This is a genomic window from Comamonas testosteroni TK102 (assembly GCF_000739375.1).
In the GTDB taxonomy this organism is placed as follows: Bacteria; Pseudomonadota; Gammaproteobacteria; order Burkholderiales; family Burkholderiaceae_C; genus Comamonas; species Comamonas brasiliensis.
In genome coordinates this window covers 3718457-3742586 of the sequence record NZ_CP006704.1, presented here as the reverse complement: position 1 = coordinate 3742586, position 24130 = coordinate 3718457, and the positions used below count along the sequence as shown (strand labels likewise).

At 60.7% G+C, this 24130-nt stretch carries 23 protein-coding genes; 12 read left to right on the top strand and 11 right to left on the bottom strand.

Annotated elements, in window-relative coordinates; translation table 11 throughout:
• Positions 1 to 18: 18 nt before the first annotated feature.
• Positions 19 to 1086: an isocitrate/isopropylmalate dehydrogenase family protein gene (locus tag O987_RS16950; protein WP_043373668.1), complete on the top strand. Its 1068-nt coding sequence runs from the start codon at positions 19 to 21 to the stop codon at positions 1084 to 1086.
• Between the two features lie 19 nt (positions 1087 to 1105).
• Positions 1106 to 1987 (top strand): amidohydrolase family protein, encoded by an 882-nt coding sequence (locus O987_RS16945; protein WP_080731549.1) that lies wholly within the window; start codon positions 1106 to 1108, stop codon positions 1985 to 1987.
• A gap of 229 nt (positions 1988 to 2216) precedes the next feature.
• Here O987_RS16945 and O987_RS16940 read toward each other — a convergent pair whose 3' ends face one another.
• Positions 2217 to 2810: an isochorismatase family protein gene (locus O987_RS16940; protein WP_043373666.1), complete on the bottom strand. Its 594-nt coding sequence runs from the start codon at positions 2808 to 2810 to the stop codon at positions 2217 to 2219.
• A gap of 108 nt (positions 2811 to 2918) precedes the next feature.
• Between O987_RS16940 and O987_RS16935 the strand changes: the two genes are divergently transcribed.
• Positions 2919 to 3899, top strand: coding sequence for a GlxA family transcriptional regulator (locus O987_RS16935; RefSeq protein WP_003053824.1), 981 nt, complete (start codon positions 2919 to 2921; stop codon positions 3897 to 3899).
• Positions 3900 to 4116: 217 nt separating this feature from the next.
• On the opposite strand, the gene O987_RS16930 is transcribed toward O987_RS16935, so the two are convergent.
• Both O987_RS16930 and O987_RS16925 read right to left on the bottom strand, forming a co-directional pair.
• A complete protein-coding gene (locus O987_RS16930) occupies positions 4117 to 4911 on the bottom strand; it encodes a hypothetical protein (RefSeq protein WP_043373663.1) in 795 nt (264 codons plus the stop codon).
• Positions 4912 to 5126: 215 nt separating this feature from the next.
• Entirely contained in the window at positions 5127 to 6020 is an 894-nt protein-coding gene (locus O987_RS16925) for a LysR substrate-binding domain-containing protein (protein ID WP_034365755.1), read from the bottom strand.
• A 143-nt stretch (positions 6021 to 6163) separates the two neighbouring features.
• Between O987_RS16925 and argH the strand changes: the two genes are divergently transcribed.
• The 3 genes from argH (at position 6164) to O987_RS16910 (ending at position 9302) form a co-directional block, all read left to right on the top strand.
• A complete protein-coding gene (gene argH / locus O987_RS16920; protein WP_043373661.1) occupies positions 6164 to 7678 on the top strand; it encodes an argininosuccinate lyase in 1515 nt (504 codons plus the stop codon).
• Between the two features lie 144 nt (positions 7679 to 7822).
• Positions 7823 to 8782, top strand: coding sequence for a Bug family tripartite tricarboxylate transporter substrate binding protein (locus O987_RS16915; RefSeq protein WP_043373658.1), 960 nt, complete (start codon positions 7823 to 7825; stop codon positions 8780 to 8782).
• Positions 8783 to 8864: 82 nt separating this feature from the next.
• Positions 8865 to 9302 (top strand): RidA family protein, encoded by a 438-nt coding sequence (locus O987_RS16910; protein WP_051962203.1) that lies wholly within the window; start codon positions 8865 to 8867, stop codon positions 9300 to 9302.
• Positions 9303 to 9609: 307 nt separating this feature from the next.
• Here the strand turns inward: O987_RS16910 and O987_RS16905 are convergent, their stop codons facing one another.
• Together O987_RS16905 and O987_RS16900 are read right to left on the bottom strand one after the other, a co-directional pair.
• Positions 9610 to 10608: a catalase family peroxidase gene (locus O987_RS16905; RefSeq protein ID WP_003053854.1), complete on the bottom strand. Its 999-nt coding sequence runs from the start codon at positions 10606 to 10608 to the stop codon at positions 9610 to 9612.
• A gap of 34 nt (positions 10609 to 10642) precedes the next feature.
• Positions 10643 to 11038 carry a hypothetical protein gene (locus O987_RS16900; RefSeq protein WP_003053857.1) on the bottom strand — a complete coding sequence of 132 codons (396 nt, stop codon included), beginning with the start codon at positions 11036 to 11038 and terminating at the stop codon, positions 10643 to 10645.
• A gap of 266 nt (positions 11039 to 11304) precedes the next feature.
• On the opposite strand from O987_RS16900, the gene O987_RS16895 reads away from it, so the two are divergent.
• Positions 11305 to 11754, top strand: a complete 450-nt coding sequence (locus O987_RS16895) for a MerR family transcriptional regulator (protein ID WP_043376586.1) — start codon at positions 11305 to 11307, stop codon at positions 11752 to 11754.
• Here O987_RS16895 and O987_RS16890 read toward each other — a convergent pair.
• Positions 11739 to 12425 carry a type 1 glutamine amidotransferase domain-containing protein gene (locus O987_RS16890; RefSeq protein ID WP_043373656.1) on the bottom strand — a complete coding sequence of 229 codons (687 nt, stop codon included), beginning with the start codon at positions 12423 to 12425 and terminating at the stop codon, positions 11739 to 11741. The two genes, O987_RS16895 and O987_RS16890, sit on opposite strands and share 16 nt — an antisense overlap.
• A 293-nt stretch (positions 12426 to 12718) precedes the next feature.
• Between O987_RS16890 and O987_RS16885 the strand changes: the two genes are divergently transcribed.
• The gene (locus tag O987_RS16885) at positions 12719 to 13519 is read left to right on the top strand and encodes a MetQ/NlpA family ABC transporter substrate-binding protein (RefSeq protein ID WP_003075612.1); all 801 of its coding nucleotides are present in this window, start codon (positions 12719 to 12721) and stop codon (positions 13517 to 13519) included.
• A gap of 4 nt (positions 13520 to 13523) precedes the next feature.
• Complete coding sequence (locus tag O987_RS16880; RefSeq protein WP_043373652.1) at positions 13524 to 14627, top strand: DUF6817 domain-containing protein; 1104 nt, start codon at positions 13524 to 13526, stop codon at positions 14625 to 14627.
• A gap of 118 nt (positions 14628 to 14745) precedes the next feature.
• Here the strand turns inward: O987_RS16880 and upp are convergent, their stop codons facing one another.
• From upp to O987_RS16855, 5 genes are all read right to left on the bottom strand, one after another.
• On the bottom strand, positions 14746 to 15378 hold the full coding sequence (gene upp, locus O987_RS16875) for a uracil phosphoribosyltransferase (protein ID WP_003053872.1): 633 nt from the start codon (positions 15376 to 15378) through the stop codon (positions 14746 to 14748).
• A gap of 111 nt (positions 15379 to 15489) precedes the next feature.
• Positions 15490 to 16464, bottom strand: coding sequence for a threo-3-hydroxy-L-aspartate ammonia-lyase (locus tag O987_RS16870; protein ID WP_043373650.1), 975 nt, complete (start codon positions 16462 to 16464; stop codon positions 15490 to 15492).
• A 181-nt stretch (positions 16465 to 16645) separates the two neighbouring features.
• Positions 16646 to 17542, bottom strand: coding sequence for an enoyl-CoA hydratase-related protein (locus O987_RS16865; RefSeq protein WP_043373648.1), 897 nt, complete (start codon positions 17540 to 17542; stop codon positions 16646 to 16648).
• A gap of 93 nt (positions 17543 to 17635) precedes the next feature.
• Positions 17636 to 19210 carry a methyl-accepting chemotaxis protein gene (locus O987_RS16860; protein WP_043373646.1) on the bottom strand — a complete coding sequence of 525 codons (1575 nt, stop codon included), beginning with the start codon at positions 19208 to 19210 and terminating at the stop codon, positions 17636 to 17638.
• Positions 19211 to 19470: 260 nt separating this feature from the next.
• Positions 19471 to 20997, bottom strand: coding sequence for a helicase HerA-like C-terminal domain-containing protein (locus O987_RS16855; RefSeq protein ID WP_019042846.1), 1527 nt, complete (start codon positions 20995 to 20997; stop codon positions 19471 to 19473).
• Positions 20998 to 21077: 80 nt separating this feature from the next.
• Between O987_RS16855 and O987_RS16850 the strand changes: the two genes are divergently transcribed.
• From O987_RS16850 to hemF, 3 genes are read left to right on the top strand one after another with little or no spacing between them, the layout of a single operon-like run.
• Positions 21078 to 21797 (top strand): YebC/PmpR family DNA-binding transcriptional regulator, encoded by a 720-nt coding sequence (locus O987_RS16850; RefSeq protein WP_043373644.1) that lies wholly within the window; start codon positions 21078 to 21080, stop codon positions 21795 to 21797.
• Positions 21794 to 23086 (top strand): phosphoribosylamine--glycine ligase, encoded by a 1293-nt coding sequence (gene purD, locus O987_RS16845; RefSeq protein ID WP_019042844.1) that lies wholly within the window; start codon positions 21794 to 21796, stop codon positions 23084 to 23086. The genes O987_RS16850 and purD overlap by 4 nt, the downstream gene beginning before the upstream one ends.
• Entirely contained in the window at positions 23086 to 24039 is a 954-nt protein-coding gene (gene hemF / locus O987_RS16840) for an oxygen-dependent coproporphyrinogen oxidase (protein ID WP_003053896.1), read from the top strand. Before purD ends, hemF begins: the two co-directional genes overlap by 1 nt.
• Positions 24040 to 24130: the final 91 nt, after the last annotated feature.

Sequence of the window (24130 nt, the reverse complement as noted above, 5' to 3'; positions counted from 1 at the left end):
GAGAAAAGAGAGTTGAGTATGAAACTGGTTGTATTGCCTGGCGATGGAATCGGCCCGGAAACCATGGCCGCCACAGTGGAGGTGCTGGAGGCTGTATCTCATAAATTTGATCTGAATCTGGCCCTGGACCACGATATCGCGGGCCACGAAAGTCTGCGTAAATATGGTGCGACGGTCACGCCGGAACTTCTGGCCAAGGTCAAGGCCGCCGACGGCCTGATGCTCGGCCCTATGGCCACCTATGACTTCAAGGACGAAGCCAAGGGGGAGATCAACCCCTCCAAGTTCTTTCGCAAGGAGCTGGACTTGTTTGCCAACATCCGGCCTGCGCGAACCTGGGCTGGCGTGCCACACAAGGTGAATGATTTCGATCTGGTCGTGGTTCGTGAGAACACCGAAGGCTTTTACGCAGATCGCAACATCGCATCGGGCGGCAGTGAAATGCTGATCACGCCTGACGTGGTCGTCTCTCTTCGCCGGATCACCCGCGAATGCTGCGCACGCGTGGCGCGTTCGGCCTTCGAGCTGGCCCAGCGCCGGCGCAATCATGTCAGCATCGTCCACAAGGCCAATGTGCTCAAGCTGGGCGACGGCATGTTCATTGAAGAATGTCAGCGTGTCGCCAAGGATTTCCCGGAGATCGAAGTTGACGAGTTCATCGTCGACGCGATGATGGCCCATGTGGTGCGTGCGCCTCAACGCTTCGACGTCATCGTCACGACCAATATGTTCGGCGACATCCTCTCTGATCTGACGGCCGAGCTGTCCGGCAGTCTGGGCCTGGGAGGCTCCGTCAACGCCGGCCAGCAATATGCGATGGGGCAAGCGGCTCATGGATCTGCGCCGGACATCGCAGGCCAGGACATCGCCAATCCGTTTTCGCTGATCTTGTCGGCCAGCCAGTTGCTGAACTGGTACGGTCAGCGCAGCAATGACATGCGTTTTGTGCGGGCCAGCGAGGCCATCGTCACCTGTGCAGGCCAGGCTGTCGAGCATGGCGAGGCCACACGCGATGTGGGCGGTCAGCTCGGCACGGCCGCCACAGGCAGCAAGCTGGCACAGCGTATCGCTGCGTTGACGCTGTGAAGCCGGGAAAGGCGAAGTCATGGAGGTAGTTGAACGAAGTTCAAGGACGGAGGCCGGGCCTCCGGCTTTCCGCTGCGACACGCACACCCATGTATTCGGGCCGCAGCATCAATATTCCATGGATCCGATGCGGCACTACACACCGCATCAGGCATCTGTGCAGGCGCTGCGGCAACATTTGCAGGCTATCGGCATGCAGCGCGTGGTGCTGGTGCAGCCAAGCGTTTACGGGTTTGACAACCAGTGCCTGCTGGATGCCCTGACCGAGCTCGGCGACAGTGCGCGTGGCGTGGCAGTCGCACCGCGCGACGTCAGCGAAGCTCAGCTGAAGGTCTGGCATGCAGCAGGTGTGCGAGCAATCCGCGTGAACCTGCAAAGCTCGGGCAACGAAGACGTCGCCTCGGCTTGCAACGAACTCTCTTACTGGAGTGAACGCGTCTGTCACCTGGGCTGGAGTATCCAGCTGTACATGGCTTATCCGGTGCTGCAAGCCGTGAGCACGCACCTGAGTCGGTTGCCGGGGTCTTTTGTCCTGGACCATTTCGCAATGGTGCCGTTCTCGGCTACAGCCTCTCAAGATGACGGATTGCTGCTGCGGCTTGCTGAAAGTGGCTGCATATTTGTCAAGCTTTCCGCGCCTTATCGTCTGGCTGATGCGCAATGGGCCCGCGCCTGGGCAAGACATCTGGTGAGCCATGCACCACACGGAGTGCTGTGGGGCAGTGACTGGCCGCATACAGCCAGGGATGCTGGCGTCCCCGCCTTGGAGCCTAGTCAGTTTCGCACGGTGCCTACCCAGACCATCCAACAGGACATCGCTCATTGGCTGATGGATGACGATGATCAGCAACAGGTGCTGGTGAAAAATCCTGCGCGCCTGTTTGGCTGGGCTTCAGGTTGAGTGCTCAATTGGGCTGAAAGTGTCCAGCACACCAGGGCGCAACCGCCTGGCTGCTCAAAGACAAAGGTGGCTGAGCGTGCCGCGGCATTTGCCCAGAACATGCCCAGCGCTACCGGGGTGATTCTGCGTGGACATACGCGCTTGGCATCACTAGGTCGACAAAGGGCTCAATCTCTTGGGCCCAGGTCGGTAGAAGCAGTCCACCGGAGCTTCCCGAATCGACCAAACTTCAGTGCAGCGCGGCCCCCGAGGGGACGACGACACCGTACAAATCGGCAATGGTCGCCAGCGCGCAATGATGCAACTGCTTTGCCTCTACGTCTGCCACGGCACTGCGCAGCGGGCGCGTGGCGCAGGCATCGGCCACGATGGTTGGCTGGTTGCCGCGCAGAAAGGCTCCCTCGGCCGTGAATGTCACGCACATATGTGTCATGAAGCCGATGATGATGAGTGGCTGGCGGCCTGCTGCGTCCACCAGCTCGCCGAGATTGGTTCCTACAAAGCTGTTGGGGGCCTGTTTCACCACCACGGCTTCGCCGGTGATGGGCGCCACGCTGGCGTGAATCTGCCCGATGTCCTTCCTGATGTCGTAGGCAGAGCCCGCGCCGCCGTCATGCATCACATGAATGATCTTTGTTCCCGCTGCACGTGCGCGGGCAAGCAGGGCTGAGGCTGCTTCCAGCGCAGGCTTCCAGCCCGTGAGTTCCATCACGCCGTGTGTGTAGGTGTTCTGGTAGTCCACCAGCACCAAGGTGGCGTTGGCCAGGTTGGCAGGCGAGGCGTCGAGAGCGTTGAGTTCTCTCAGGGTCTTGGAGGGCGTCATGGTCCGGCTTCCTTGTCAATGTTGAGCGATGAAGGAATGGTAGGAATGCGGGGGAATGTCTGCAATGTCATATAACATGCAGATTCAGACATTCTCTGCAGGCAGCACATGGAACGCCTCATCGTCATCGTCCTGTTCAACCAGGTGGATCTGCTGGACATGACCGGTCCCGCCGAAGTGTTCTCGCTACTCGAGCGTGAGATGGATCAGCCCACAGGCTATCGTGTGGTGCTGGCGGCCGAGACATTGGAGGCGGTGCAGACCTCCGCGGGTGTGCGTGTGCTGCCCGACATCACCTTTGCCCAGTTGGCGCGCAAGCGCATCGACACGCTGGTAGTGCCTGGTGCGGTGCAAAGGAATGCGGCGCGCGAGTTGCGCGCCGTGGTCGACCCGCAGGTCGTCTCTTGGGTGAAGAAGCTGGCTGCCCGTACCCGCCGCGTTACCTCTGTCTGCGTGGGCGCACATGTGCTCGCCGCGGCAGGGCTGCTGGATGGCAAGCGTGTCACCACGCACTGGTCCACCGCGCAGCAGCTGGCGGCAGAGTACCCGGCCGTTACTGTGGATGCCGAGCCGATCTTTATCCGCGAGGGCAATCTGTGGACGGGGGCGGGTCTGACCGCCTGTCTTGATCTGGCTCTGGCCCTGGTGGCAGACGACTTCGGTGAGGCAGCAGCACAGCGTGTGGCCCGGCAGCTTGTCATGTTCCTGAAGCGGCCCGGCGGGCAGAGCCAGTTCAGTGTCGCCATAGCCCAGCCTTCGACCACACGTCGCATGGACGCGCTACGCCATTACATAGCGCAGAACGTTGCTAGACCGCTCACGCTGCCGGTTTTGGCCGAGCGAATCCATGTCAGCGAGCGACAACTGGCCCGCCTGTTCAAGACCGAGTTGTGCACCACACCTGCCGCGTACATAGAATCCGTGCGTGTGGAGATGGCACGCAACCGCCTTGAAACGTCTGATGAGTCATTGGTGCGCATCGCCACTGCCTGCGGCCTGGGCACTACCGATACGCTGACTCGCGCGTTCCGCAGGCAACTGAACACCACGCCTGCCGAATACCGCAGCCGATTTCGCACCCATGAATAAAGAGGCTGGCCACAGAACCGGGCAACTCATGCGTAGCTACTGCCCAAGCGATCAGACCAGGCATCACCGGCTCGCAGCTTGCAGGCGCTGCCGCTCAGATTTTCTTGCTTGCTTTGCTCTGGCAAGCTTCCAGTTGAAACGGACATCGGATGCCAGGTCAGGCATAGTGGCTGTCTCTGTCAGAGACTGGCATCAATCTCTGCATCGATACGGAAGCTCAGCGGGCGAGCAGGTATCGCAGAATTGCTTTTTGCACGGGCAGCAATAACGACTTTTGACTGTAGCCGGAGAAGCGGGGATATTGCACCGGGTCAAATGCAATCTCGCGCCCAATGGAAAATGGCGGTGTCGCAAGCAGCATGGGCATGCCCATGCAATCCAGATCTGCCACAGTGAGTGACTTAGCCATTGCTTCGGCACCGCTTGGCCAGCCATCGGTAATGACAATGTCAGCGGCTTGGGATGGAGCTGATGCAAATTCAACGTATGGCAGGGTCTCATGCAGCCGTTCATCGCAGATATGCATGATTGGCAGTTGCAGCGAGAAAGCCAGCTCGTGCCACGACCGCAGCACATTGGTCGTCGGGCCCCACAAACAGATGCGGGCTTGCTCAATGGGCGCTATCGACCTGTCAATGTAGAAAGCGTCAGTTAGCACCTCACATGGGTGCCCCATGCCGGACATGGCATTGATTACCGGGCGTTGTGATGCAAAGGCAAACTCAGCGAGGCGCTGATGATTCGATTCCCTCACGACATAAGCATCGTAAAAAGGGTCGAGATAGCCGGCCAGATCGGCAGCTCTCTCGGGTGTTTTGAGCAAATTGGGCAGCTCGACAAATGATAAGCCAAGCTCTTGAAACGCCTGGATGAAGCTTGTGCGAGTGCGAATACCGTTGCCTTCAAACGACCAGGCCACCTTGCGCTGCAGAGGTTGGCAGGGCGTGTCGACGAGTGCCCAAATGGCACGCACCTGCTCAGCGTTCAGTTGCGAAAGGTCTATAAGGTTCATGGCATGCCGCTCGATGAGACTCCGGGCAGTATCTCAGAGACTTTGCCTTCAAGGGCCGCAGTCTGGCGAGCCACCCCAGCTCCACACCTTGTCAGCATCTGTGCCTGACCGAGAGTTGTGATTGACCTGCTGCGGGTTTCGACCTGTTGCGGCCGTTTGAGTCTTAGCGGTCAGCGCTTTCTGTTCAGCGGTTGCCGTCACACATTGCGCCAGCATCAAACCGCTTCAAAATGCTCCTTGACTGTATGAATGAAATCCTCCACGGCTTTGGGGCGGTGCTGGTGGGACGGAAGAACGTAGGAGCATTCAAACGGAATCATCGGAAACAAAGGGCGGCTGACCACCAGGGGATCTTTGAAGTTCGCTGCAGTGAATGGATCCACGACAGTGATCCCCAAGTTACCTCGGACAAAATTGCAGGCCGAATAGGCAAGAGTTGTCTCAATCGGCCTTTGATAATCGACACCTGCATCACTCAGAGCGGACTCCAGCCGAACTCGCAGTGGGTTGTTCTGGCCCAACGAGATGATCTGTTCGCCGCTCAGGTCGTGGAGATGAACCGAGTCCTGTGCAGCCAATCGATGGCTCGCTTGCATGACACAAACGGCAGGGACACTTTTCAAAGGAAAGGTGTCGACTCCTGGATATTCCGCTTTGAGTTGGTGTACGAATCCCACATCAATCTGATTTGCGGCCGCCAACTCTAAAACACTGAGTGAGTTCCTGACGTCGAGTGAAACCTCAACGCCTGGTCGCGACGCCGAATACTGGTTGATGCACTCGCACAAGACATTGAGGGCCAGGGCGCTGAGCGATGCAATTCGAAGTCGGCCAATGCGTACTGACTTGAGATCCCTCGCAACACGCTCGACCTGTTCGATGCCTCGATAGAACAGGTCGACCTCCCGGAACAGCACTTGCGCCTCAGCTCCCGGAATGAGGCGATTGCCCTCCCTGCGGAACAGACGTATTCCAATAGTCTTTTCCAGGTCCTTGATAAGTCTGCTAACTGCTGGCTGGCTCACCTGTAATCGCTCTGCCGCAACGGTCATGCTGCCTGTGAGCATCACTTTTCGGAAGGCATCTAGCTGTCTTGGATTGAGTTCCATGCCTCCTACTGTAAGTTGTTGCGTGCTTTTAAGTTCATAACATTTTGTTATGTGCGTCAAAGTGAATATGGGGTTGTGTTATGTGTTCGTGCCATTCATCATTTAGTCATTCACGGAACAACAGATACATCTGCTGTAGAAAAATGACATCAAGTACCGAAACCCTTTTGACGGATGCCCGTCTCAAGTCTCCTGCTGCTGCACGACATTTGAAATACAACGAATTACCAAAGCTTGAAGGAGAGAAGAGGAAATTCGATGAGTTTCTGGCGGTGGATTTGGCTCACACCACAATGCTGGTAGAGCAGGAGATTATTTCTTTCGACGCCGGGCGTGCAATATTGGAGCAGTTACTCTCCGCTAGGAAATTGGGGGAAGAGGATTTTCCTGTCGATGTCCGAAAAGGCAGCTTTTTACTGCAGATTGAATCTTTTCTATTTTCGGAAGTTGGCGAAGATATCGGTGGTCAAATGCATACCGGCCGCAGTCGCATTGACCAAGGTGCAACCGTTCGCAGGCTCTATCAGCGCAATCGCATGCTTGAGGTGATTGCGCAGTTGGTCTCATTTCAGGCGGTGATTGCCGAGAAAGCCGGCAGACATGCGGGCACCATCATGCCCGGATACACCCATATGCAGCAGGCACAGCCCTGGGTTTTCGGCCACTACCTGCTCAGTTTCAGTTCTCGGCTGCACGATAGCTTCGAGCGCCTCACCCAGGCGTTTGCACGGGTCAATCGCAACCCGTTGGGCGCTGTCGGGCTGGCGGGAACTTCCTGGCCTTTGAACCGCAGGCGCACTACGCAATTGCTGGGTTTTGATGGTCTGATCGAGAATTCGAAGCTGGGTCGTGAAGCCTTCTACGGTGTTGACGCATTGAGTGCACTGTCGTTCGTGATGGCTGATCTCAATGATCTGGCGACAGACCTGCACATCTGGTCAAGTAGCGAGTTTGGTCTCGTGGAGTGCGATGACAGCTACTGTGGGACAAGCAGTATCTTTCCGCAAAAGAAGAATCCTTCCGCGCTGGAAACCATCCGCCGTGCGGCCGGAGGGTCGGTGACCTGGGTCGCAACCGCGCTGGCAACTTTTCGAGGGGAGGGTACGGGTGACCAGGCAATGCGTGAGTTACCAGTGCTTGATGAAGCATTAACGACGACCGGGGCGATGCTGGACCTGTTCACCGGTGTCATGGAAACGCTCATCGTCCACGAGGGGCGCATGTCCCAATCGCTTAAGAACAGCTGGTGTACGTCCAGCAACCTCGCAGACCTCATCGTGCGTGAATGCAAGCTGTCTTTCCGCCAAGTCCACCACATTGTTGCGCGCCTTGTTCGCGACAGCTTGGCAGCAGGTGTTCCGCCCTATGAACTGACTGGTGCGATGCTTGACAAGGCCGCCGTGGATATCGGAGGGAAACCGCTGGGTCTGAGCGACGAATTTATTCAGGCGGCATTGAACCCGCGCCGTTTTGTGGAGACTCGCATAACGGATGGGAGTGTGGGCCCTGCCCAGGTGGCCAAGCTGCTCGGCCAAGCGCTGACGGACAACGCAGGTGATATTGATTGGCTGCATAGCACTAGGTTGAAGCTGGATGCTGCCAATGATGAGCTGGAGCATGCCGTCAACGAGATTGTTCAGGCCTCGTTTCACGCATGACCACTTGTCGGGCAGTGCGCCAACAGCCTGCCCTGTGCCGAGATTTTCGAATAAAGAAGACAAAAACAGCCCTGCCATACCCTCAATGGCAAATGCCTTAAACCTCAGTTGAAAACACCATTTCCTGACCCACTGGATACTCCGATGATTAAGCACCTTGCAGCTCTCGCGGCCGTACTGACTCTTTCGTTCAATGCAGCCGCAGACACCTATCCCTCCAAGGCTATTACCTTGGTGGTGCCGTTTCCTCCAGGTGGAACCGTTAATTTGATGGGTCGCCTCATCGCAGATCGCATGGGATCACTTTTGGGACAACCAGTGGTGGTGGACAACCGTGCGGGGGCCGGCGGTACGATTGGTGCAGCCTACGCTGCGAAAGCCCAGGCAGATGGATACACCTTGCTGATGGGCTCCATGGGGCAAGCTGTGCAGCCGCTGCTGTACAAGAAGCTGTCTTTCAACGGCAACAAGGCTTTTACGCCGGTAGCAACCTTTGCCACGGTGCCAAATGTTCTGGCCATATCCACGAACACTCCCGCGAAGAATCTCTCCGAGTTCGTGGCCTATGCAAAGGCCCACCCGGGCGGCCTGAACATGGCGTCCGCAGGTATCGGCTCCATCAATCACCTGACAGGTGAGATGTTCGAGAGTCGTGCGAACATCAAGTTGACCCATATTCCTTACAAGGGGGCGTCGCCAGCCACCACAGATCTGCAAGCAGGGCAGGTCAACGTTCTATTTGCGAACCTGCCCAATGTTTTGCCGTTCGCCAAGAGTGGCAAGGTGCGCTTGCTGGGAATCGCTTCGGACAAGCGCGCAGCCGCTATTCCAGAAGTTCCCACATTTGCCGAGGGTGGTGTGAAGGATGTGGTTGTTGAATCCTGGTATGGAATCATGGCTCCGGCTGGAACTTCGCCTGCCATCGTCAAAAAGCTACAAGATACGATCCTGACCATTGCACATGAGAAGGATTTTGTGGCTCATCTGGCTGAGCAGGGTGCTTATCCCTATCCCAACAGTGCGGCTGACTTCGCCAAGCTGATGGATATGGAAGTAAGGCGCTGGACCGGAATCATCCAGAGCGCGAAGATCTCAATGGACTAACCAAGCCTCAGTCATGCCCTCCAGGCCCGTCAGTCTGACGGCGCAAGCTGGCGGGTGTGGAGGTAGACGGGTACAACTGGATATGGCAGACCGTGAATTAATTGTTCCACCGACGATGCAATCTATAGTGGAGCGTGCGGGGTATGTGCCGGCCGTGAAGGTCGGCGCTACCGTTTTCTGCGCCGGGCAGGTTGGGCGCACCGTCGATCTAGAAGTGATTGGTGATCCCGAGGCGCAATTCCTGGCCTGCTGGGAGAATCTGCGCGCAGTGCTGGAAGCTGCAGGATGCACATTTGAGGATCTGGTCGATATGACCACCTACCATGTGCAGATGAGCAAACATATGCCCGTGTTTCGCGAGGTGAAGAATAGGGTTTTTCCACGCGGCACCTGCGCATGGACGTCAATAGGCGTTGCAGAACTCGCACATCCGGGCTTGCTCGCCGAGATCAAGTGCGTGGCGGTAAAGCGAGAGTGGGAGCCAGCAGCTCCCTTCGCTGCAGTGCGGACCTCTGCCTGAGGCTTGAAGTATTGAACTGGCGAAGATGGCAGCCAGGACTTCAGGCTCATCAGGCACTCGATGTCACAGCCGCCGATCAAGCAATGGCATTGGGTGTCTTGGTGAACGCTGACATACATCGCAAGCGAATTGCTTGGATGACGCTACTGGCGGCTGCAGGCGAAAACAGTCGCATAGTCCGATTTCCTCAATGGCCGATCATCGACAGTCGAAGATCGGCCGGTAGCTTGCTTTCCTGGTTTGCCCTGGCGTGGACCTGGCCTTGCTGGAACCTAAGGAGGAATGTACCGAGCTTGATCCTCGGAGTTCATTGACCACTCAAGCGCTTGCCAAATGACACCGCATAGGCCTGGGAGCGAAAGCGGAGCACCGGATCATTGGTGGGCGCAATGCCGTCGGCCATCACCATCGGATCAAAGTTGATCGGCTCGCACAAGCCTCCTTTCTGAGTCGAAGCGCTCGTGATCGTCAAGGTGCCAGCCTTGAACTCAGGTCGCTGTGCGGGCCATGATTGCGTGGGGTCATCCTGCGGATCACCCGGCTGCCCGACCGTCACCAGCATGTCCCAGCGAGCCGGTTTTTTCGATGTACTGCTGATCAATGCGGTTTCCAGAAAGTCCGTCCCAGCCGTCTTCAGCGCCTCGTTGCTCAGCGGCTTCTCCCCTTCCTGCGGTACGAAGCGCCAGCGCACCAGAGTCACCTTGTCCTGTGCATTGATGAACTTGAAGGTGTGAATGCCAAAGAATGCGCTGCGGGTGTAGCTGTCGGGAGGGTTGTGGCTGGCCAGATATTGCGCCTGAGCCAAGCTGTCAGGATGGGAGGCCCTGAATGCTTTGAGCTTTTCCGGGTCCGGTTTGCCGGTGGCTGGATCGGGGCGCTGAGCTTCGGTCAGGTCCAGAAACGTTCCGGGGTGGGCGGCGCCGAACATGGGGGTGTTCAACATGGTCATCTGGTGCAACTGTCCCTTTGAGAGCTTGAATTGCAGGGCCATTCCACGCGCGCTTTGGGCAACATCTGGAACCTTGGGGTTTCCTCCTGCCAGCGAGAAGCGCGCAATCACCGGAACGGCTTGGCCGGAAAACAGTGCAGAGCGCGAGTAGCTGGCGGCCTCGGCGGTAGCGGTGAACTCGCCCACCGCGCAGGTCCCCTTGATGTGATTGCGGCGCTCTCCCTGATGAACGCCAAAGGTCGCTTCCAGGGCCTGGACCACCCGCGGTGCCGTCACTTCCTGCTCGGCTGCCAGGGTGAAAACCGGCGACACCACCATGACACAGCTTAGCGCGAGCTTCATTTTTCGGAGCTTCATTGCTTCTTCCTCTTGATGATCCAGGCTTGAGTTCTCAGGGCTTGGCGATGTGCCAGCTGTTGTTGAGCAATCCATCTCCCGTTCTGTCTCCGGGCTTGGCATCCTTGGCCCAGTAATAGAGAGGACGGCCCTTGTAGGCCCATTGCTGATCACCGTTGTCGCGGACAATCAAGCTCCAGTCACCGGTAGCCGTCGCACCCGGGGCCATCGTCAGAGGCGGCCAGTTCGTGGCGCAGCCACCGTTGCATACGCTCTTGCCGGATCCGGCGGCGTCTTTGTCGAAGACATACAGCGTCATCTGGTTGGGGCCCACGAGCACGCCATTCATGGCAGAAGCGGGCGCCTGCGCCTGCGCCTGGGCGGCAGTTGTCACGGCACAGGCCGCCAGGAACACCGAGGTGAGGGGGGCGAAGGAAGCGAGACGGGTCATTGAGATCTCCTTGAGGTTGACCTGCTGTAAACAGTTCAAGGACGTTGTTTATTCCATTGGAATCTCTGGCCGTTCATCCTCCGAGACTGCCCAGGCAGGAATCGCCGTACTCCGCGCAAGGCGATCTGACCATTGGTGCTCGATATGAATCGGCGCTTCAACTCCTTGAAGCACAGGCTTCGCCGGCCTCAACGACCGGGAATGGTGTAGGCGTGAGCTTGAAGCTCGGTTCAAGGTCAAGCGCGGATTGCGCGAGAATGGCGCACATGAAGATCGGAGAACTCGCCCAGCGCACAGGTCTTGCCGCATCGCGCATTCGTTTTTACGAGCGCATCGGCCTGCTGGGCGTTGCCCAGCGCCAGGCCAATGGCTATCGCAGCTATCCCGAAGAGGCGGTGCTGGCGCTCAGGCTGATTGCCACGGCGCAGCGGGCCGGCTTCAGCCTGCAGGAGCTGCGCCAGCTGCTGCCCGAGGATCTGGAGAAGTGGCAGCATGACGAGTTGCTGGCCACGCTGCATCGCAAGCTGCAAAGCATCGATCTGATGCTGGCACAGCTGACGCAAAATCGCGCCGAACTGGGCGAGCTGATCGCCCAGATCGAGGCCAGACCCGAAGACATGGACTGCGCCGGCAACGCTCGGCGTGTGCTGTCGCAGATGCGCTTGCTGGGGCGGGACGAGGAGGCGGCGGGCCGGCCCGCTCAGCCCGGCAACTGAGCCACCTGCAGGGCAGTGGCCCGGGCCGACTGCGGGTTCTGCCCAGTCACCAACCTGCCGTCCGTCACGACCTTGGAGACAAAAGGCAGGCAGGCTTTCTCATACTGGGCGCCGCGCTGGCGCATCAGCGCTTCGGCGTTGTACGGCACTTTGCCGGCCACACCGGCGAGCCTTTCCTCCAGCCAGGAAAAGCCTGTCAGCCTGGGTCCGGCGACCAGCAGCGAGCCGTCGGACAGGCGGGTTTCGAGCAGACCGCAATAGCCGTGGCAGACCGAGGCAACGACGCCACCGCGCTCATGGATGTCGCGCGTGATGCGCTGCAGTCCCTGCGAGGATGGAAAGTCCCACATCACGGCATGGCCGCCGGTGAAATAAATGGCATCAAAGTCTTGCGCGTCCAAGGCATCAGGGGCGGCCGTTTTGGAGAGCAGGGCCATGCGCGCTGCATCCGCGAGCCATGCCCTGGCCGTGGCATCCCGGTTCGGCCATTTCAGCGAGCGCGGCTCCAGCGGCGAGCGGCCGCCCAGCGGGCTGACCAGTTGCTGCGCATAACCCTGCCTGGCAAAGACTTCCCAGGCATGGCTGAGTTCCGACAGCCACAGTCCGGTGGGCTCGGCAGGGTCATTGTAATGGGCGACGTTGCTGACAACGTGAAGAATGCGACGAGGCATGGGGAGTCTCCTGTGGCTCCCAACTTAAGCTTGAAGTTCAGTTCAATGTCAAGCATGCGGTGTGCTGGAGGTATTCCTGTTTTGATAGCTTTAATCGCTTGTTAGGTAAGGGATTGATCCGGTCTTTATAGATATTTTCCGAGCCGCGCTGCCAGCCATCCTGCTTTGTGATGGTGGCAGGCCTCAGCCTGGCTGCCGAGGTTTGCTTTATGCGTTAAGTTTCAAGCTGCTGTCCCTGAGCGTGCACATGCTTGGCGGACCCGAGTTTCCCGGATTTGTCTTGAAAGGTGCCCATGGTGCACAAGCGTTCTCTCGTAAAAGCCCTGGCAGTTGCCGCCCTGGTACCTGCCGCATTGCTGGCCCAGGCCCAGGATCTGGCCGTGACCGTCGGCGTGACGGCCGGCCCCCACGCCCAGATTGCCGAAGTGGCCAAGCAGGTTGCGGCCAGGCAGGGCCTGAAGGTCAGGCTGGTGGAATTTGGCGACTTCATCCAGCCCAATGCGGCGCTGTCCACCGGCGATCTCGACGCCAACATCTACCAGCACCAGCCCTTCCTCGATGCCCAGAACAAGGACCGTGGCTACAAGCTGGTGCCCGTGGCCAAGGCCGTGAACCAGCAAATGGGCGTGTACTCCAGAAAGGTCAGGAAGCTGGCCGATCTCAAGAGTGGCGCGCGCGTGGGCATTCCCAACGATCCCACCAATGGCTCGCGTGCCCTGATGGTGCTGGCCAAGCAGGGATTGATCACGCTCAAGGCCGATGCCGGTGCGCGCGCCTCGGTGCTGGACATCACGGCCAACCCCAGAAAGCTCAGGTTTGTCGAGCTCGAAGCCGCCCAGCTGGCCCGCGCCCTTGATGATCTGGATGCCGCGGCCGTCAACAGCAGCTATGCCGTGGCAGCCGGCCTGTCCCCCCAGGGCGACTCGCTGGCGCTGGAAGATGTGAACACGCCTTATGTGACCGTGCTCATCGTCACGCGTGCCGGCCACGAAAACAGCAAAGGCTTGCAGGCCTTTGTGAAGGCCTACCAGTCACCCGAGGTCAAGGCCTTTGTGGAAAAGACCTTCAAGGGTGCCTACACAACTGCATGGTGAGCGCATGAATCAGCCCTGGAATCAACTGGATGAGGCGCTGTTCGAACGCGCCAAGACCTTGCTGGACGAGGAATGGCTGAGCCGTGACGCCGATCTGGCGCCGCTGCTGCCTGTGGTGCTGGAGCGCGGTGTGGGCCAGGATTGGCACAAGGCCGGCACTTTTCGCCACCATCTGGCAGGTGTGGCGCGCTCTCTGGCGCTGTGGCAGCAACCCAGGCAGGTGCGCCAGCTGGGTCTGCTGCACAGTGTCTATGGCAATGCCTTTGTCGATCTGGTCAAGTTCGATGCCGGCAACGAGCGTGAGCAGCTCAAGAGCCTGGTCGGGGAGCAGGCCGAGCATCTGGTCTATCTGTTCTGCACCATGAGCCGTACCCAGTTTGTGCAAAAACTGCTGGCGGGCGAGCTGGGAGCCGACGGCAGCCTGCAGATCGAGCGCAACGGCCCCGAGCCGCGCGAGACCATCAGGCTCACCGCCTATGAAGTGGCTGTGTTCGCGATTGTCAGCATGGCCGACAGCATGGAGCAGTGGTTCAGCTGGCAGGAAGACATCTATTCGCGCTTCCCGGCCGTGGACCACAGTCGTCAGCAGGCCGTGCACTGGGCGGCGTCGCTGTGGCCCGGCCCCATGCGCCCCAGCAGCCGCATGCTCAGCCAGATCAGCGGCCTGGGCCGGGCGCTGCAGCATCCTGCGCTCAAGACCCGGCTGCCGCTGCCGCCTGTGTTTGCGAACTGCAGCCAGCTGCTGAGCGCTGGCAACGAGGCTGCGGCCGTGGCACTTTACTGGTCGGTGATTCAGCTCGATCAGCCGCTGGTCGATCTGGACGCTGCCACCGCCACGCTGGAGCAGGCCGTGGCCCTCAACCCCTGGGTGGGCGAGCCGCAGATGGTGCTGGCCCAGCTCTATCTGAGTGCGGGCCGCAGTGCCGATGCCGCCCGGGCCGCCGAGAGCGCGCTGCAGTGCTTTTGCAGCTGGGGCAATGCCTGGGACAAGCGCGTGCAGTGGGATGCCTGGATTGCCTGGACGCGTATCTTGCTGCAGTCGGCCCGGCAGGACAGCTGGCCTGCCCGGCTGGACAAGCTCAACAATCTGGCGCTGAATCAGAGTTGAACCGGATCTCATATTGATAGCTGTCAGCGCTTGATACATAAGCGCTGCAGGCTGTTTTGAGCATGAAAAAAGCCCCAACGCCTTGCGCCTGGGGCTTTTTGTTGGCAAGCAGCCGTGCTTACTTGGTGCCGAAGATACGGTCGCCCGCATCACCCAGGCCGGGCAGGATGTAGCCATGGCTGTCCAGTTCGCGGTCCACGGCGGCGGTGTAGATGTCCACGTCGGGGTGGGCGGCCTGCATGGTCTTCACACCTTCGGGGGCGGCCAGCAGGCACATGAACTTGATGGACTTGGGCGCGCTCTTGTCCTTGAGCTGCTGCACGGCCGCCACGGCCGAGTTGCCGGTGGCCAGCATGGGGTCGACCACAATCACGTCGCGCTCGCCCATGTTTTCGGGCATCTTGTAGTAGTACTCGACGGGCTTGAGCGTCTCCGGGTCGCGGTACAGGCCAATGTGGCCGATACGGGCGCCGGGCACCACGTTGAGCATGCCATCCAGGAAGCCGTTGCCGGCGCGCAGGATGGAGACCAGGGCCAGCTTCTTGCCGTCGATGACCTTGCCCGTCATTTTTTCCATGGGCGTCTCGATCTCGATGTCCTGCAGCGGGAAGTCGCGCGTCAGCTCATAGGCCATCAGGGTGGACAGCTCGCCCAGCATGCGGCGAAAGCTGTTGGTCGATGCTTCCTTGCGGCGCATCAGTGTCAGTTTGTGCTGGACCAGAGGGTGGTCGATCAAATGCAAAGTGCTCATGTTCTTGGTCTTTGTGGTGAAGGCAGGCAGGCCCGCTTGTGGCGGGCTCGTGCTTGCAAAATGGAGATCAGGAGGATGCGGGCCGGGCCGCAACGGACGCTATTTTCGCTGTCACTCGGACAGCAGGCTGGCAAAACGCTCTAAATCCACATTGCCGCCACTGATCACGATGCCCGCGCGCTTGCCCTTGAGCGGCAGACCGCCGTTGATGGCGGCAGCCAGCGAGAGCGCGCCCGTGGGTTCGACCACGATTTTCATACGCTCGGCATAAAAGCGCATGGCCTGGACCAATTGCTCGTCGTTAACGGTCAGCACCTCGTTCACGCGCTGCTGGATGATGGCAAAGGTCAGATCTCCCGCTGCCTGGGTCTGGGCGCCGTCGGCAATGGTACGCGGCGTGGCAATCTTGACGATATGGCCGGCACGCAGCGACTGCTGCACATCGTTGCCGGCTTCGGGCTCGACGCCGATCACCTTGCATTGCGGAGCCAGGGCGTTGGCGGCCAGCAGACTGCCCGAGAGCAGACCGCCGCCGCCCAGGCAGACAAACAGATAGTCCAGGTCCGGCACTTCCTCCAGCAGTTCCTTGACGGCCGTGCCCTGGCCGGCGATCACGTCGCGGTGGTTGTAGGGCGGGATCAGGGTCATGCCGCGCTCGGTCGCCAGCTTGTCGGCGATGGCTTCGCGGTCTTCGGTGAAGCGGTTGTAGGTGACGACCTGGGCGCCATAGCCGCGCGTGGCCGCCATCTTGGAAGCTGGTGCATCCTCGGGCATGACGATCAGGGCCGGCATGTCCAGCAACTGGGCCGCCTGGGCAATGGCCTGGGCATGGTTGCCGGAGGAAAAGGCCAGGGCGCCGCCCTTGCGCTGCTCGGGCGTGAACTGCGCCAGAGCGTTGTAGGCGCCGCGAAACTTGAAGGCGCCTATGCGCTGCAGGTTCTCGCATTTGAAGAACAGGCGCGCACCCAGCTGTTCGTCCATGGTGCGGCTGGTCAGCACCGGCGTGCGGTGGGCGACGCCCTGCAGGCGCTGGGCAGCGGCCACGACATCGTCATAAGTGGGCAGGGGGGCGTTGTTTGTGCTCATGGCAAGACAGGCTGGGGTGGTACTGAATCCATGATAACGGCGCCTCGCCCACTTCAAGCCGATTTGCTGCGTTGCGGTTCGGCTACCTGTCGATGGCGCTCAGCGGGCCATCGAGCAGATAGAGGAATACGAGAAGAAAAGGCACATAAACCTTTGCTGGTAAGTACTGATAGCTATTTAATCAGGAGTAATTGCCCGCTGGAGGCAGTGCTGGTGCAAACGCCTGCAGCGGCTCCAGCGGGGGGAAATCGCCGGCGCGCTTGGCCTGCATGGCACTCACGGCCTCCATGACATGGCGGTTGCTCCAGATGCCGCTCTGCACCCAGCCCATTTGCTGCAGCGAGTCGCTCACGCTGTGGTCGCGCGCGTAATTGATCACCTGCTTGCTGCCCCAGATGGCCACGGGCGGCTTGGCCGCAATTTCGCGCGCGCAGGCGAGAGCTGCCGTGACGGTGGCTTCGGGCGTGTCGCAGACAGCGTTGACCAGACCGTGACTGGCTGCCTCCTGCGCAGTCATGCGGCGGCCGGTATAGGCCAGCTCCTTGACGATGCCCAGCGGCATCAGCTTGGGCAGGCGCTGCAGGCTGCCCAGGTCGGCGGTCATGCCGATATTGATCTCCTGCACGCAGAAAAAGGACTCGGCGCTGGCATAGCGTATGCAGGCCGTGGCCACCAGATCCAGACCGCCTCCCACGCAGGCGCCCTGGATGGCGCAGATCACGGGCATGCGCAGGGCTTCGATCTTGTTGAAGGTGGACTGCAGCTGGGCCAGGGTGTCGATGATGGCGGCGCGGCCCTCGGGCGTGCGGTCATTGGGCGCAAAGGCGGGGTCGGCGAAGGTCTCGAGTGCCATGCCGGCGCAAAAATGCCTGCCCGTGCTGCTGATCACCAGCGCGCGCGACTGGCCGCTGCGCTGCAGCGTATCCAGCACCAGGTCCAGCTCCTGCCAGAACCTGGGGTTCAGGGTGTTGAAGGCATCGGGGCGGTTGAGCACCAGATGGGCGATATGGTCGACCAGGTCCAGGCGAAAGCTGCTCAGACCGGCGGTCAGCAAGGTGTCGTCAGAGGTATGGGGCATGCCGGCATGGTGTCTTGCGGCGCCGAGCGGGCCAGTCACAAGCGTGACTGCCCCGGGCAAACCGGGGTGGACAGCCGGCATGCCCCTGCCGGTTCAGGCCGTCAGCGCCGGCGCCCTGTCCGCAGCCTGGACCTTGAACACGGACACCATGCCGGTCAGGCGCTGGGCCTGGTCGCTCAGCGAGACAGCGGCCGCCGTGGATTCCTCGACCAGGGCGGCATTTTGCTGCGTCATCTGGTCCAGGTTGGTCACGGCCTGGTTGACCTGGCTGATACCGTCATGCTGCTCCATGGCCGAGGCACTGATCTCGCCAATCATGTCCGAGACCTTGCCGACGCTGCTGACGATTTCCTCCATCACGCGCCCCGCCTGGGAGACCTGGTCTGCGCCTTCCTGGGCGGCGTCCACGGAGGTGGTGATGAGGGCCTTGATCTCCTTGGCCGCCTCGGCACTGCGGTGGGCCAGGGCGCGCACTTCGCCGGCGACCACGGCAAAGCCTCGGCCTTGTTCGCCGGCGCGCGCGGCCTCGACCGCCGCGTTGAGGGCCAGGATATTGGTCTGGAAGGCGATGGAGTCGATCACGCCGATGATGTCGGAGATGCGGTGTGCGCTGTCGCTGATGCGTCCCATGCTGCTGACCACGGACTGCACCACATGGCCGCCGCGCTGAGCGACCTGCGCGGCATTGCCTGCCAGATGGTTGGCCTGGCGGGCGGTGTCCGAGGCCTGGGCGACGGTGGCGGTCAGCTGTTCCATGCTGGCCGCGGTTTCCTCAAGATTGGCGGCGGTCTGCTCGGTGCGTGCAGACAGGTCATGGTTGCCGGTGGCGATTTCGGCCGAGGCGGTGCTGATGGAGTGCACGCTGGTGCGTACATCGCTCACCAGGCTGCGTAGCTGGGCTGCCATGGTCGAGACGGAGCTCAGCAGGCGGCCGAACTCGTCATGGCGGTTGTTGCTGGCGGTCACCGTGAGATCGCCCTGTGCAATGGCCTGGGTCAGCTCCACGGCTTCATTCAGGGGGTGGGTAATCGAGCGGGTCAGCGCCAGCGCCAGGCCCAGTGCGGCAGTCAGCACCAGGGCCTGCACCGCCCAGGACAGCCAGATCGCTTTTTGCTGGTCTTGCTGCAGGTGAAGGCTGGCGGCGTCGCGCTGCTGCTCCTGCAGCTTCACAAAGTCCTGCAGGGAAGCTACATAACGGCCGATGGCGCCCAGATACTGCAGGCGGATGAAGTCGCGCATGGCTTCGATATCGCCGCTCAGCTTGATCTCCCGCGCCTTCTTGTTCAGCGCCAGAACTTCGGCGCGCACGGCTGCGATCTTCTGCAGGGCGGCCTTGTCGGCATCGCTTTGAGCCAGTTTGATGACCTGTGCCTGCAGCGCCCCATTGACGGCCACGCCTTCGCTGACACGCTCGTCCATGCGCAGGGTCAGCGCTTCGTCGGTGGTCATATTGCTGGTGAGCACGCGTTCGCCCGTAGTCTCGGTGGCACCTTTCCACTGAAGGGCGAGATTGATGCGATTGTCATAGTCGGTCAGGGTCTGCATGCCGGCCTGCAGGGCCTGGGTGGACGAGTGCTGGTTCCATAGCGAGACGGCCAGCATCATGGTCAGAAGCCCGCCCAAAGTGCACCACAGCTTGGTGGATACACGCCATTGATTGAATTGCATTGGCTGAAAATTTGCAAAAGCACTGCCCGGCCCGAGCGAACTGGTGGTCTGCGGCAAGACTGGGCAGCGTGGTTAGCGTTGAGGAAAGAAGCGGCTGTGCCTGCAGGCAGCAGCACATGTCCAAGAGACTGGCGGCTGGCACCAGGGGATGGATTTATTATGTATCGTCATAATGACTGCCGCCTTGAGCGCTTTCTGTCCGACGGCTACAAAAAAAGGCCTGCTGACGCAGGCCCTTGGGGCGAGTGCACACCCTGGAATCAGCGCTTCTTGTTGCCCAGAATGCCGCCCAGCACGCCGCGCAGAATCTCCTTGCCCAGGCTGTTGCCCACGGTGCGCACCGTGGACTTGGCCATGGTCTGCACCAGACCGTCGTGCTGGCCGCCGCGCGGGCCGGTACGGCCGAACAGCAGCTCCTTGAGTCCGTCCATCATGGAGTCCGTGGCGCCGCCTTGCGCGGCCGCTCCGGCCGCAGCAGGCGCATCGCCGGGCTTGGCGGGCACGGCGCTGGCAGTACGGCCGCGCAATATCTCGAAGGCCGATTCGCGGTCCACGGCTTTCTCATAGACGCCGGCAACCAGGGAGCCCTCGATCAGCGCCTTGCGCTGCTCGGCCGTGATGGGGCCGAGCTGGCTGCCGGGCGGAATCACGAACACACGCTCGGTCACGCTGGGGCGGCCTTTTTCGTCGAGGAAGCTGATCAGGGCTTCGCCCACGGCCAGCTCGGTGATGGCGGCGGCAATATCCAGGCCCGGATTGGGGCGCATGGTGGAGGCGGCCGAGGCCACGGCCTTCTGGTCGCGCGGCGTGAAGGCGCGCAAGGCGTGCTGCACACGGTTGCCCAACTGGCCGAGCACGCTGTCGGGAACGTCCAGCGGGTTCTGGGTGACGAAGTACACGCCCACGCCCTTGGAGCGCACCAGGCGCACGACCAGCTCGATGCGCTCGATCAGCACCTTGGGCGCATCGTTGAACAGCAGGTGGGCCTCGTCAAAGAAAAACACCAGCTTGGGCTTCTCGGGGTCGCCGATTTCCGGCAACTGCTCGAACAGTTCGGACAGAAGCCAGAGCAAAAAGGTCGAGTACAGGCGCGGGGCATTCATCAGCTTGTCGGCCGCCAGCACGTTGATCACGCCCATGCCGCTGGCATCGGTCTGCATCAGGTCGTTGATGTCGAGCATGGGCTCGCCGAAGAAGCGGTCGCCGCCCTGGCTTTCGATGGTCAGCAGGCCGCGCTGTATGGCACCCACGCTGGCCGAGCTGATATTGCCGTACTGGGTGGTGAACTGCTTGGCGTTGTCGCCCACAAAGTTCAGCATGGCGCGCAGATCCTTGAGGTCCAGCAGCAGCATGCCGTTGTCGTCGGCAATCTTGAACACCAGATTGAGCACGCCCATCTGGGTCTCGTTCAGATTCAGCATGCGGCCGATGAGCAGAGGGCCCATGTCCGAGATGGTGGCGCGTACGGGGTGGCCCTGCTCGCCGAACACATCCCATAGCGTTGCCGGGCAGGCCAGGGGCTGGGGCAGGGCCAGGCCGCGATCCTTGAGCGAGGCTGCCAGCTTGCCTTCGATCTTGCCGGCCTGGCTGATGCCGCTCAGGTCTCCTTTGACGTCGGCCATGAAAACCGGCACGCCGATCTGCGAGAAGCTTTCGGCCAGTTTTTGCAGCGTGACGGTCTTGCCGGTGCCGGTTGCGCCTGTGATCAGGCCATGCCGATTGGCCAGTCCGGGCAGCAGTACACATTCTGTGGCAGAGTGCTGGGCAATCAAAAGGGGTGAAGCCATTTCGGGTTTCCTCTGGGGGGGCATGCAGTCAAAAGTAAAATCGCTCCCGCTAGGTTAAATCAAATATCAAAGGATTCCCTGTGGCAGGACACAGCAAATGGGCCAACATCCAGCACCGCAAGGGTCGTCAGGATGAAAAACGTGGCCGCATCTGGACGCGCATCATTCGTGAAATCATGGTTGCCGCCCGCCAGGGTGGGGGCGATCTGAGCGCCAACCCGCGTCTGCGTCTGGCGGTGGACAAGGCCAAGGCAGCCAATATGCCGGCCGACAATATCAAGCGCAATATCGACAAGGCCACGGGCAACCTCGACGGCGTGACCTACGAGGAAATCCGTTACGAAGGCTATGGCATCGGCGGCGCGGCCATCATTGTGGACACAATGACGGACAATCGCGTGCGTACGGTGGCCGATGTTCGCCACGCATTCAGCAAGTACGGCGGCAATATGGGTACCGAAGGCTCGGTGGCCTTCCAGTTCAAGCATGTGGGTCAAATCATGTTTGCCCCCGGTACGGACGAAGAAAAAGTCATGGAGATCGCGCTGGAAGCTGGTGCCGAGGATGTGATCACCGATGACGAAGGTGGCATCGAGGTGCTGACGGCTCCCGGCGACTTTGAAGCCGTGCGTGACGCACTGCAGGCCGCCGGCTTTACCGCCGACATGGCCGAGGTGACCATGCGCCCCGAAAATACAATCGCTCTCGAAGGCGATGATGCAGCTCGCATGCAGAAGCTGCTGGACATGATTGAAGACTTGGATGACGTTCAGGACGTCTACCACAACGCAGAAATATGAAAATTCTTGTGATTGGCGGCGGTGGCCGTGAGCACGCTCTGGCGTGGAAGTTGGCCGAATCGCCCAAGGCGACCAAGGTCTATGTGGCTCCCGGCAACGGTGGCACAGCCCTGGCTGGCGGCAAGCTGGAGAACCTCGACATCACCGATGTGAAGGCTCTGCGCGAATGGGCCCAGGCCGAAAAGATTGCCGTGACGGTGGTGGGGCCCGAGGCTCCGCTGGCGGCTGGTGTGGTCGATGAGTTCCGTGCCCACGGACTCAAGGTCTTCGGCCCGACCAAGACTGCAGCCCAGCTGGAGTCTTCCAAGGCCTTTTCCAAGGACTTCATGGCGCGCCACAGCATTCCCACGGCGCAATATGAAACCTTTACCGACGCCGTCGCGGCCCACGCCTATGTGGATCGTCTGGGCGCTCCCATCGTCATCAAGGCTGACGGCCTGGCTGCCGGCAAGGGCGTGGTGGTGGCCATGTCGCTGCAGGAAGCCCATGATGCCGTGGACTTCATGCTGGTGGACAACAAGTACGGTGTTCAGCACAACGAAGGCGGTGCACGCGTCGTGATCGAGGAGTTCCTCGAAGGCGAGGAAGCCAGCTTCATCGTGCTGTGCGACGGCAAGAACGTGCTGGCGCTGGCAACCAGCCAGGACCACAAGCGCCTCAAGGATGGCGACCAGGGTCCCAATACCGGGGGCATGGGCGCTTATTCGCCTGCGCCCGTGGTGACGGCCGATGTGCATGCCCGCGCCATGCGCGAGATCATCCTGCCCACCATCCGCGGCATGGAAAAGGACGGCGTGCCCTACACCGGCTTCCTGTACGCGGGCCTGATGATCGACAAGGCAGGCCATCTCAAGACGCTGGAATTCAACTGCCGCATGGGCGATCCGGAAACCCAGCCCATCATGATGCGCCTGAAGAGCGATCTGGTGGATGTGATGCTGGCTGCCTGCGAAGGCAAGCTGGATCAGCTGGAGCTGCAATGGGACCGCCGCACTGCATTGGGCGTGGTCATGGCTGCTGCCGGCTACCCCGAAGATCCGCGCAAGGGCGATGTCATCACGGGCCTGCCCGCCGCAGCCGACGATGCCATGGTCTTCCATGCCGGCACCCAGCTGGGCGACGACGGCCAGCCCGTGACCAGCGGTGGCCGCGTGCTGTGTGTGACCGTGCTGGCCGACAGTGTCAAGCAGGCGCAGCAGAAGGTATATGACGTGGCACGTGGCATCCATTTCGATGGTGCCCAGTATCGCCGCGACATCGGCTTCCGCGCTGTCAAGAAAGCCGACTGATGACCCAGACATCCTCATCTTCTGTGGCTGATCAGCTGCCTGCGGCCGAGGTGCGTGAGTACCTGATGGGTCTGCAGACCCGCATCACCGAGGCGCTGGAAGCGATCGAAGGCGAGGGTGGTGCGCGGTTTCTGGCAGATGCCTGGCACAAGGAGCCGGGCGAGAAGCTGCAAGGCAACGGCGTCACCAGGATCATGGAGGGCGGGCGCGTGTTCGAGCGCGCAGGCTGCGGTTTCTCGCATGTGCGCGGGCCACAGCTGCCGCCTTCGGCCACACAGCACCGGCCCGAGCTGGCAGGGGCGCCGTTCGAGGCCATGGGCGTGTCGCTGGTGTTTCATCCGCGCAACCCCCTGGTCCCCACGGTGCACATGAATGTGCGCATGATCTCGGCCGGCCATGAGGGTCAGCCCAAGACCTGCTGGTTTGGCGGCGGCATGGATTTGACGCCGGTCTACGGCTTCGAGGAGGATGCCGTGCATTTCCACCAGAGCTGCCGTGATGCGCTGGAGCCATTTGGCGATCAGCTCTATCCGCGCTTCAAGCAATGGTGCGATGAGTACTTCTTTCTCAAGCATCGCAACGAGCAGCGCGGCATTGGCGGTATCTTCTTCGATGATTTCAGCGAACTGGGCCAGCAGCAGAGCTTTGCCATGCTGCGCTCGGTTGGCGATGCCTTTCTGAAGGCCTATCTGCCCATCGTGGAGCGACGCCGGGAGGCGCAGTACACTCAGCAGCAGGTGGATTTCCAGCGCTACCGCCGTGGCCGCTATGTGGAATTCAACCTGGTCTGGGACCGAGGCACGCATTTCGGCCTGCAGTCCGGCGGCCGCACGGAGTCCATCCTGCTGTCCATGCCTCCTCATGCGGACTGGAGCTATCAGCGTGAGGATGCACCCGGTACGCCCGAGCGCGATCTGCTTGAAAAATACCTGATTCGCCGTGACTGGCTCTGAGGCACAGGCCTTTGTCCGGTAGGCCGGATTCCCCTGTTGATCGGGCATAAAGCCCTGTCAGCAGGGAAATTTTTAGAAAACTATAATTTCC

Excerpts from the sequence above, each read along its gene's own strand:
- O987_RS16860 (WP_043373646.1), bottom strand. The coding sequence starts at position 19,210 with ATGCAATTCAATCAATGGCGTGTATCCACCAAGCTGTGGTGCACTTTG.
- O987_RS16885 (WP_003075612.1), top strand. The coding sequence starts at position 12,719 with ATGGTGCACAAGCGTTCTCTCGTAAAAGCCCTGGCAGTTGCCGCCCTG.
- O987_RS16855 (WP_019042846.1), bottom strand. The coding sequence starts at position 20,997 with ATGGCTTCACCCCTTTTGATTGCCCAGCACTCTGCCACAGAATGTGTA.
- upp (WP_003053872.1), bottom strand. The coding sequence starts at position 15,378 with ATGAGCACTTTGCATTTGATCGACCACCCTCTGGTCCAGCACAAACTG.
- purD (WP_019042844.1), top strand. The coding sequence starts at position 21,794 with ATGAAAATTCTTGTGATTGGCGGCGGTGGCCGTGAGCACGCTCTGGCG.
- O987_RS16940 (WP_043373666.1), bottom strand. The coding sequence starts at position 2,810 with ATGACGCCCTCCAAGACCCTGAGAGAACTCAACGCTCTCGACGCCTCG.
- O987_RS16910 (WP_051962203.1), top strand. The coding sequence starts at position 8,865 with ATGGCAGACCGTGAATTAATTGTTCCACCGACGATGCAATCTATAGTG.
- O987_RS16945 (WP_080731549.1), top strand. The coding sequence starts at position 1,106 with ATGGAGGTAGTTGAACGAAGTTCAAGGACGGAGGCCGGGCCTCCGGCT.
- O987_RS16930 (WP_043373663.1), bottom strand. The coding sequence starts at position 4,911 with ATGAACCTTATAGACCTTTCGCAACTGAACGCTGAGCAGGTGCGTGCC.
- O987_RS16865 (WP_043373648.1), bottom strand. The coding sequence starts at position 17,542 with ATGCCCCATACCTCTGACGACACCTTGCTGACCGCCGGTCTGAGCAGC.
- O987_RS16935 (WP_003053824.1), top strand. The coding sequence starts at position 2,919 with ATGGAACGCCTCATCGTCATCGTCCTGTTCAACCAGGTGGATCTGCTG.
- argH (WP_043373661.1), top strand. The coding sequence starts at position 6,164 with ATGACATCAAGTACCGAAACCCTTTTGACGGATGCCCGTCTCAAGTCT.
- hemF (WP_003053896.1), top strand. The coding sequence starts at position 23,086 with ATGACCCAGACATCCTCATCTTCTGTGGCTGATCAGCTGCCTGCGGCC.
- O987_RS16890 (WP_043373656.1), bottom strand. The coding sequence starts at position 12,425 with ATGCCTCGTCGCATTCTTCACGTTGTCAGCAACGTCGCCCATTACAAT.
- O987_RS16900 (WP_003053857.1), bottom strand. The coding sequence starts at position 11,038 with ATGACCCGTCTCGCTTCCTTCGCCCCCCTCACCTCGGTGTTCCTGGCG.
- O987_RS16915 (WP_043373658.1), top strand. The coding sequence starts at position 7,823 with ATGATTAAGCACCTTGCAGCTCTCGCGGCCGTACTGACTCTTTCGTTC.
- O987_RS16950 (WP_043373668.1), top strand. The coding sequence starts at position 19 with ATGAAACTGGTTGTATTGCCTGGCGATGGAATCGGCCCGGAAACCATG.
- O987_RS16925 (WP_034365755.1), bottom strand. The coding sequence starts at position 6,020 with ATGGAACTCAATCCAAGACAGCTAGATGCCTTCCGAAAAGTGATGCTC.
- O987_RS16905 (WP_003053854.1), bottom strand. The coding sequence starts at position 10,608 with ATGAAGCTCCGAAAAATGAAGCTCGCGCTAAGCTGTGTCATGGTGGTG.
- O987_RS16870 (WP_043373650.1), bottom strand. The coding sequence starts at position 16,464 with ATGAGCACAAACAACGCCCCCCTGCCCACTTATGACGATGTCGTGGCC.
- O987_RS16895 (WP_043376586.1), top strand. The coding sequence starts at position 11,305 with ATGAAGATCGGAGAACTCGCCCAGCGCACAGGTCTTGCCGCATCGCGC.
- O987_RS16880 (WP_043373652.1), top strand. The coding sequence starts at position 13,524 with ATGAATCAGCCCTGGAATCAACTGGATGAGGCGCTGTTCGAACGCGCC.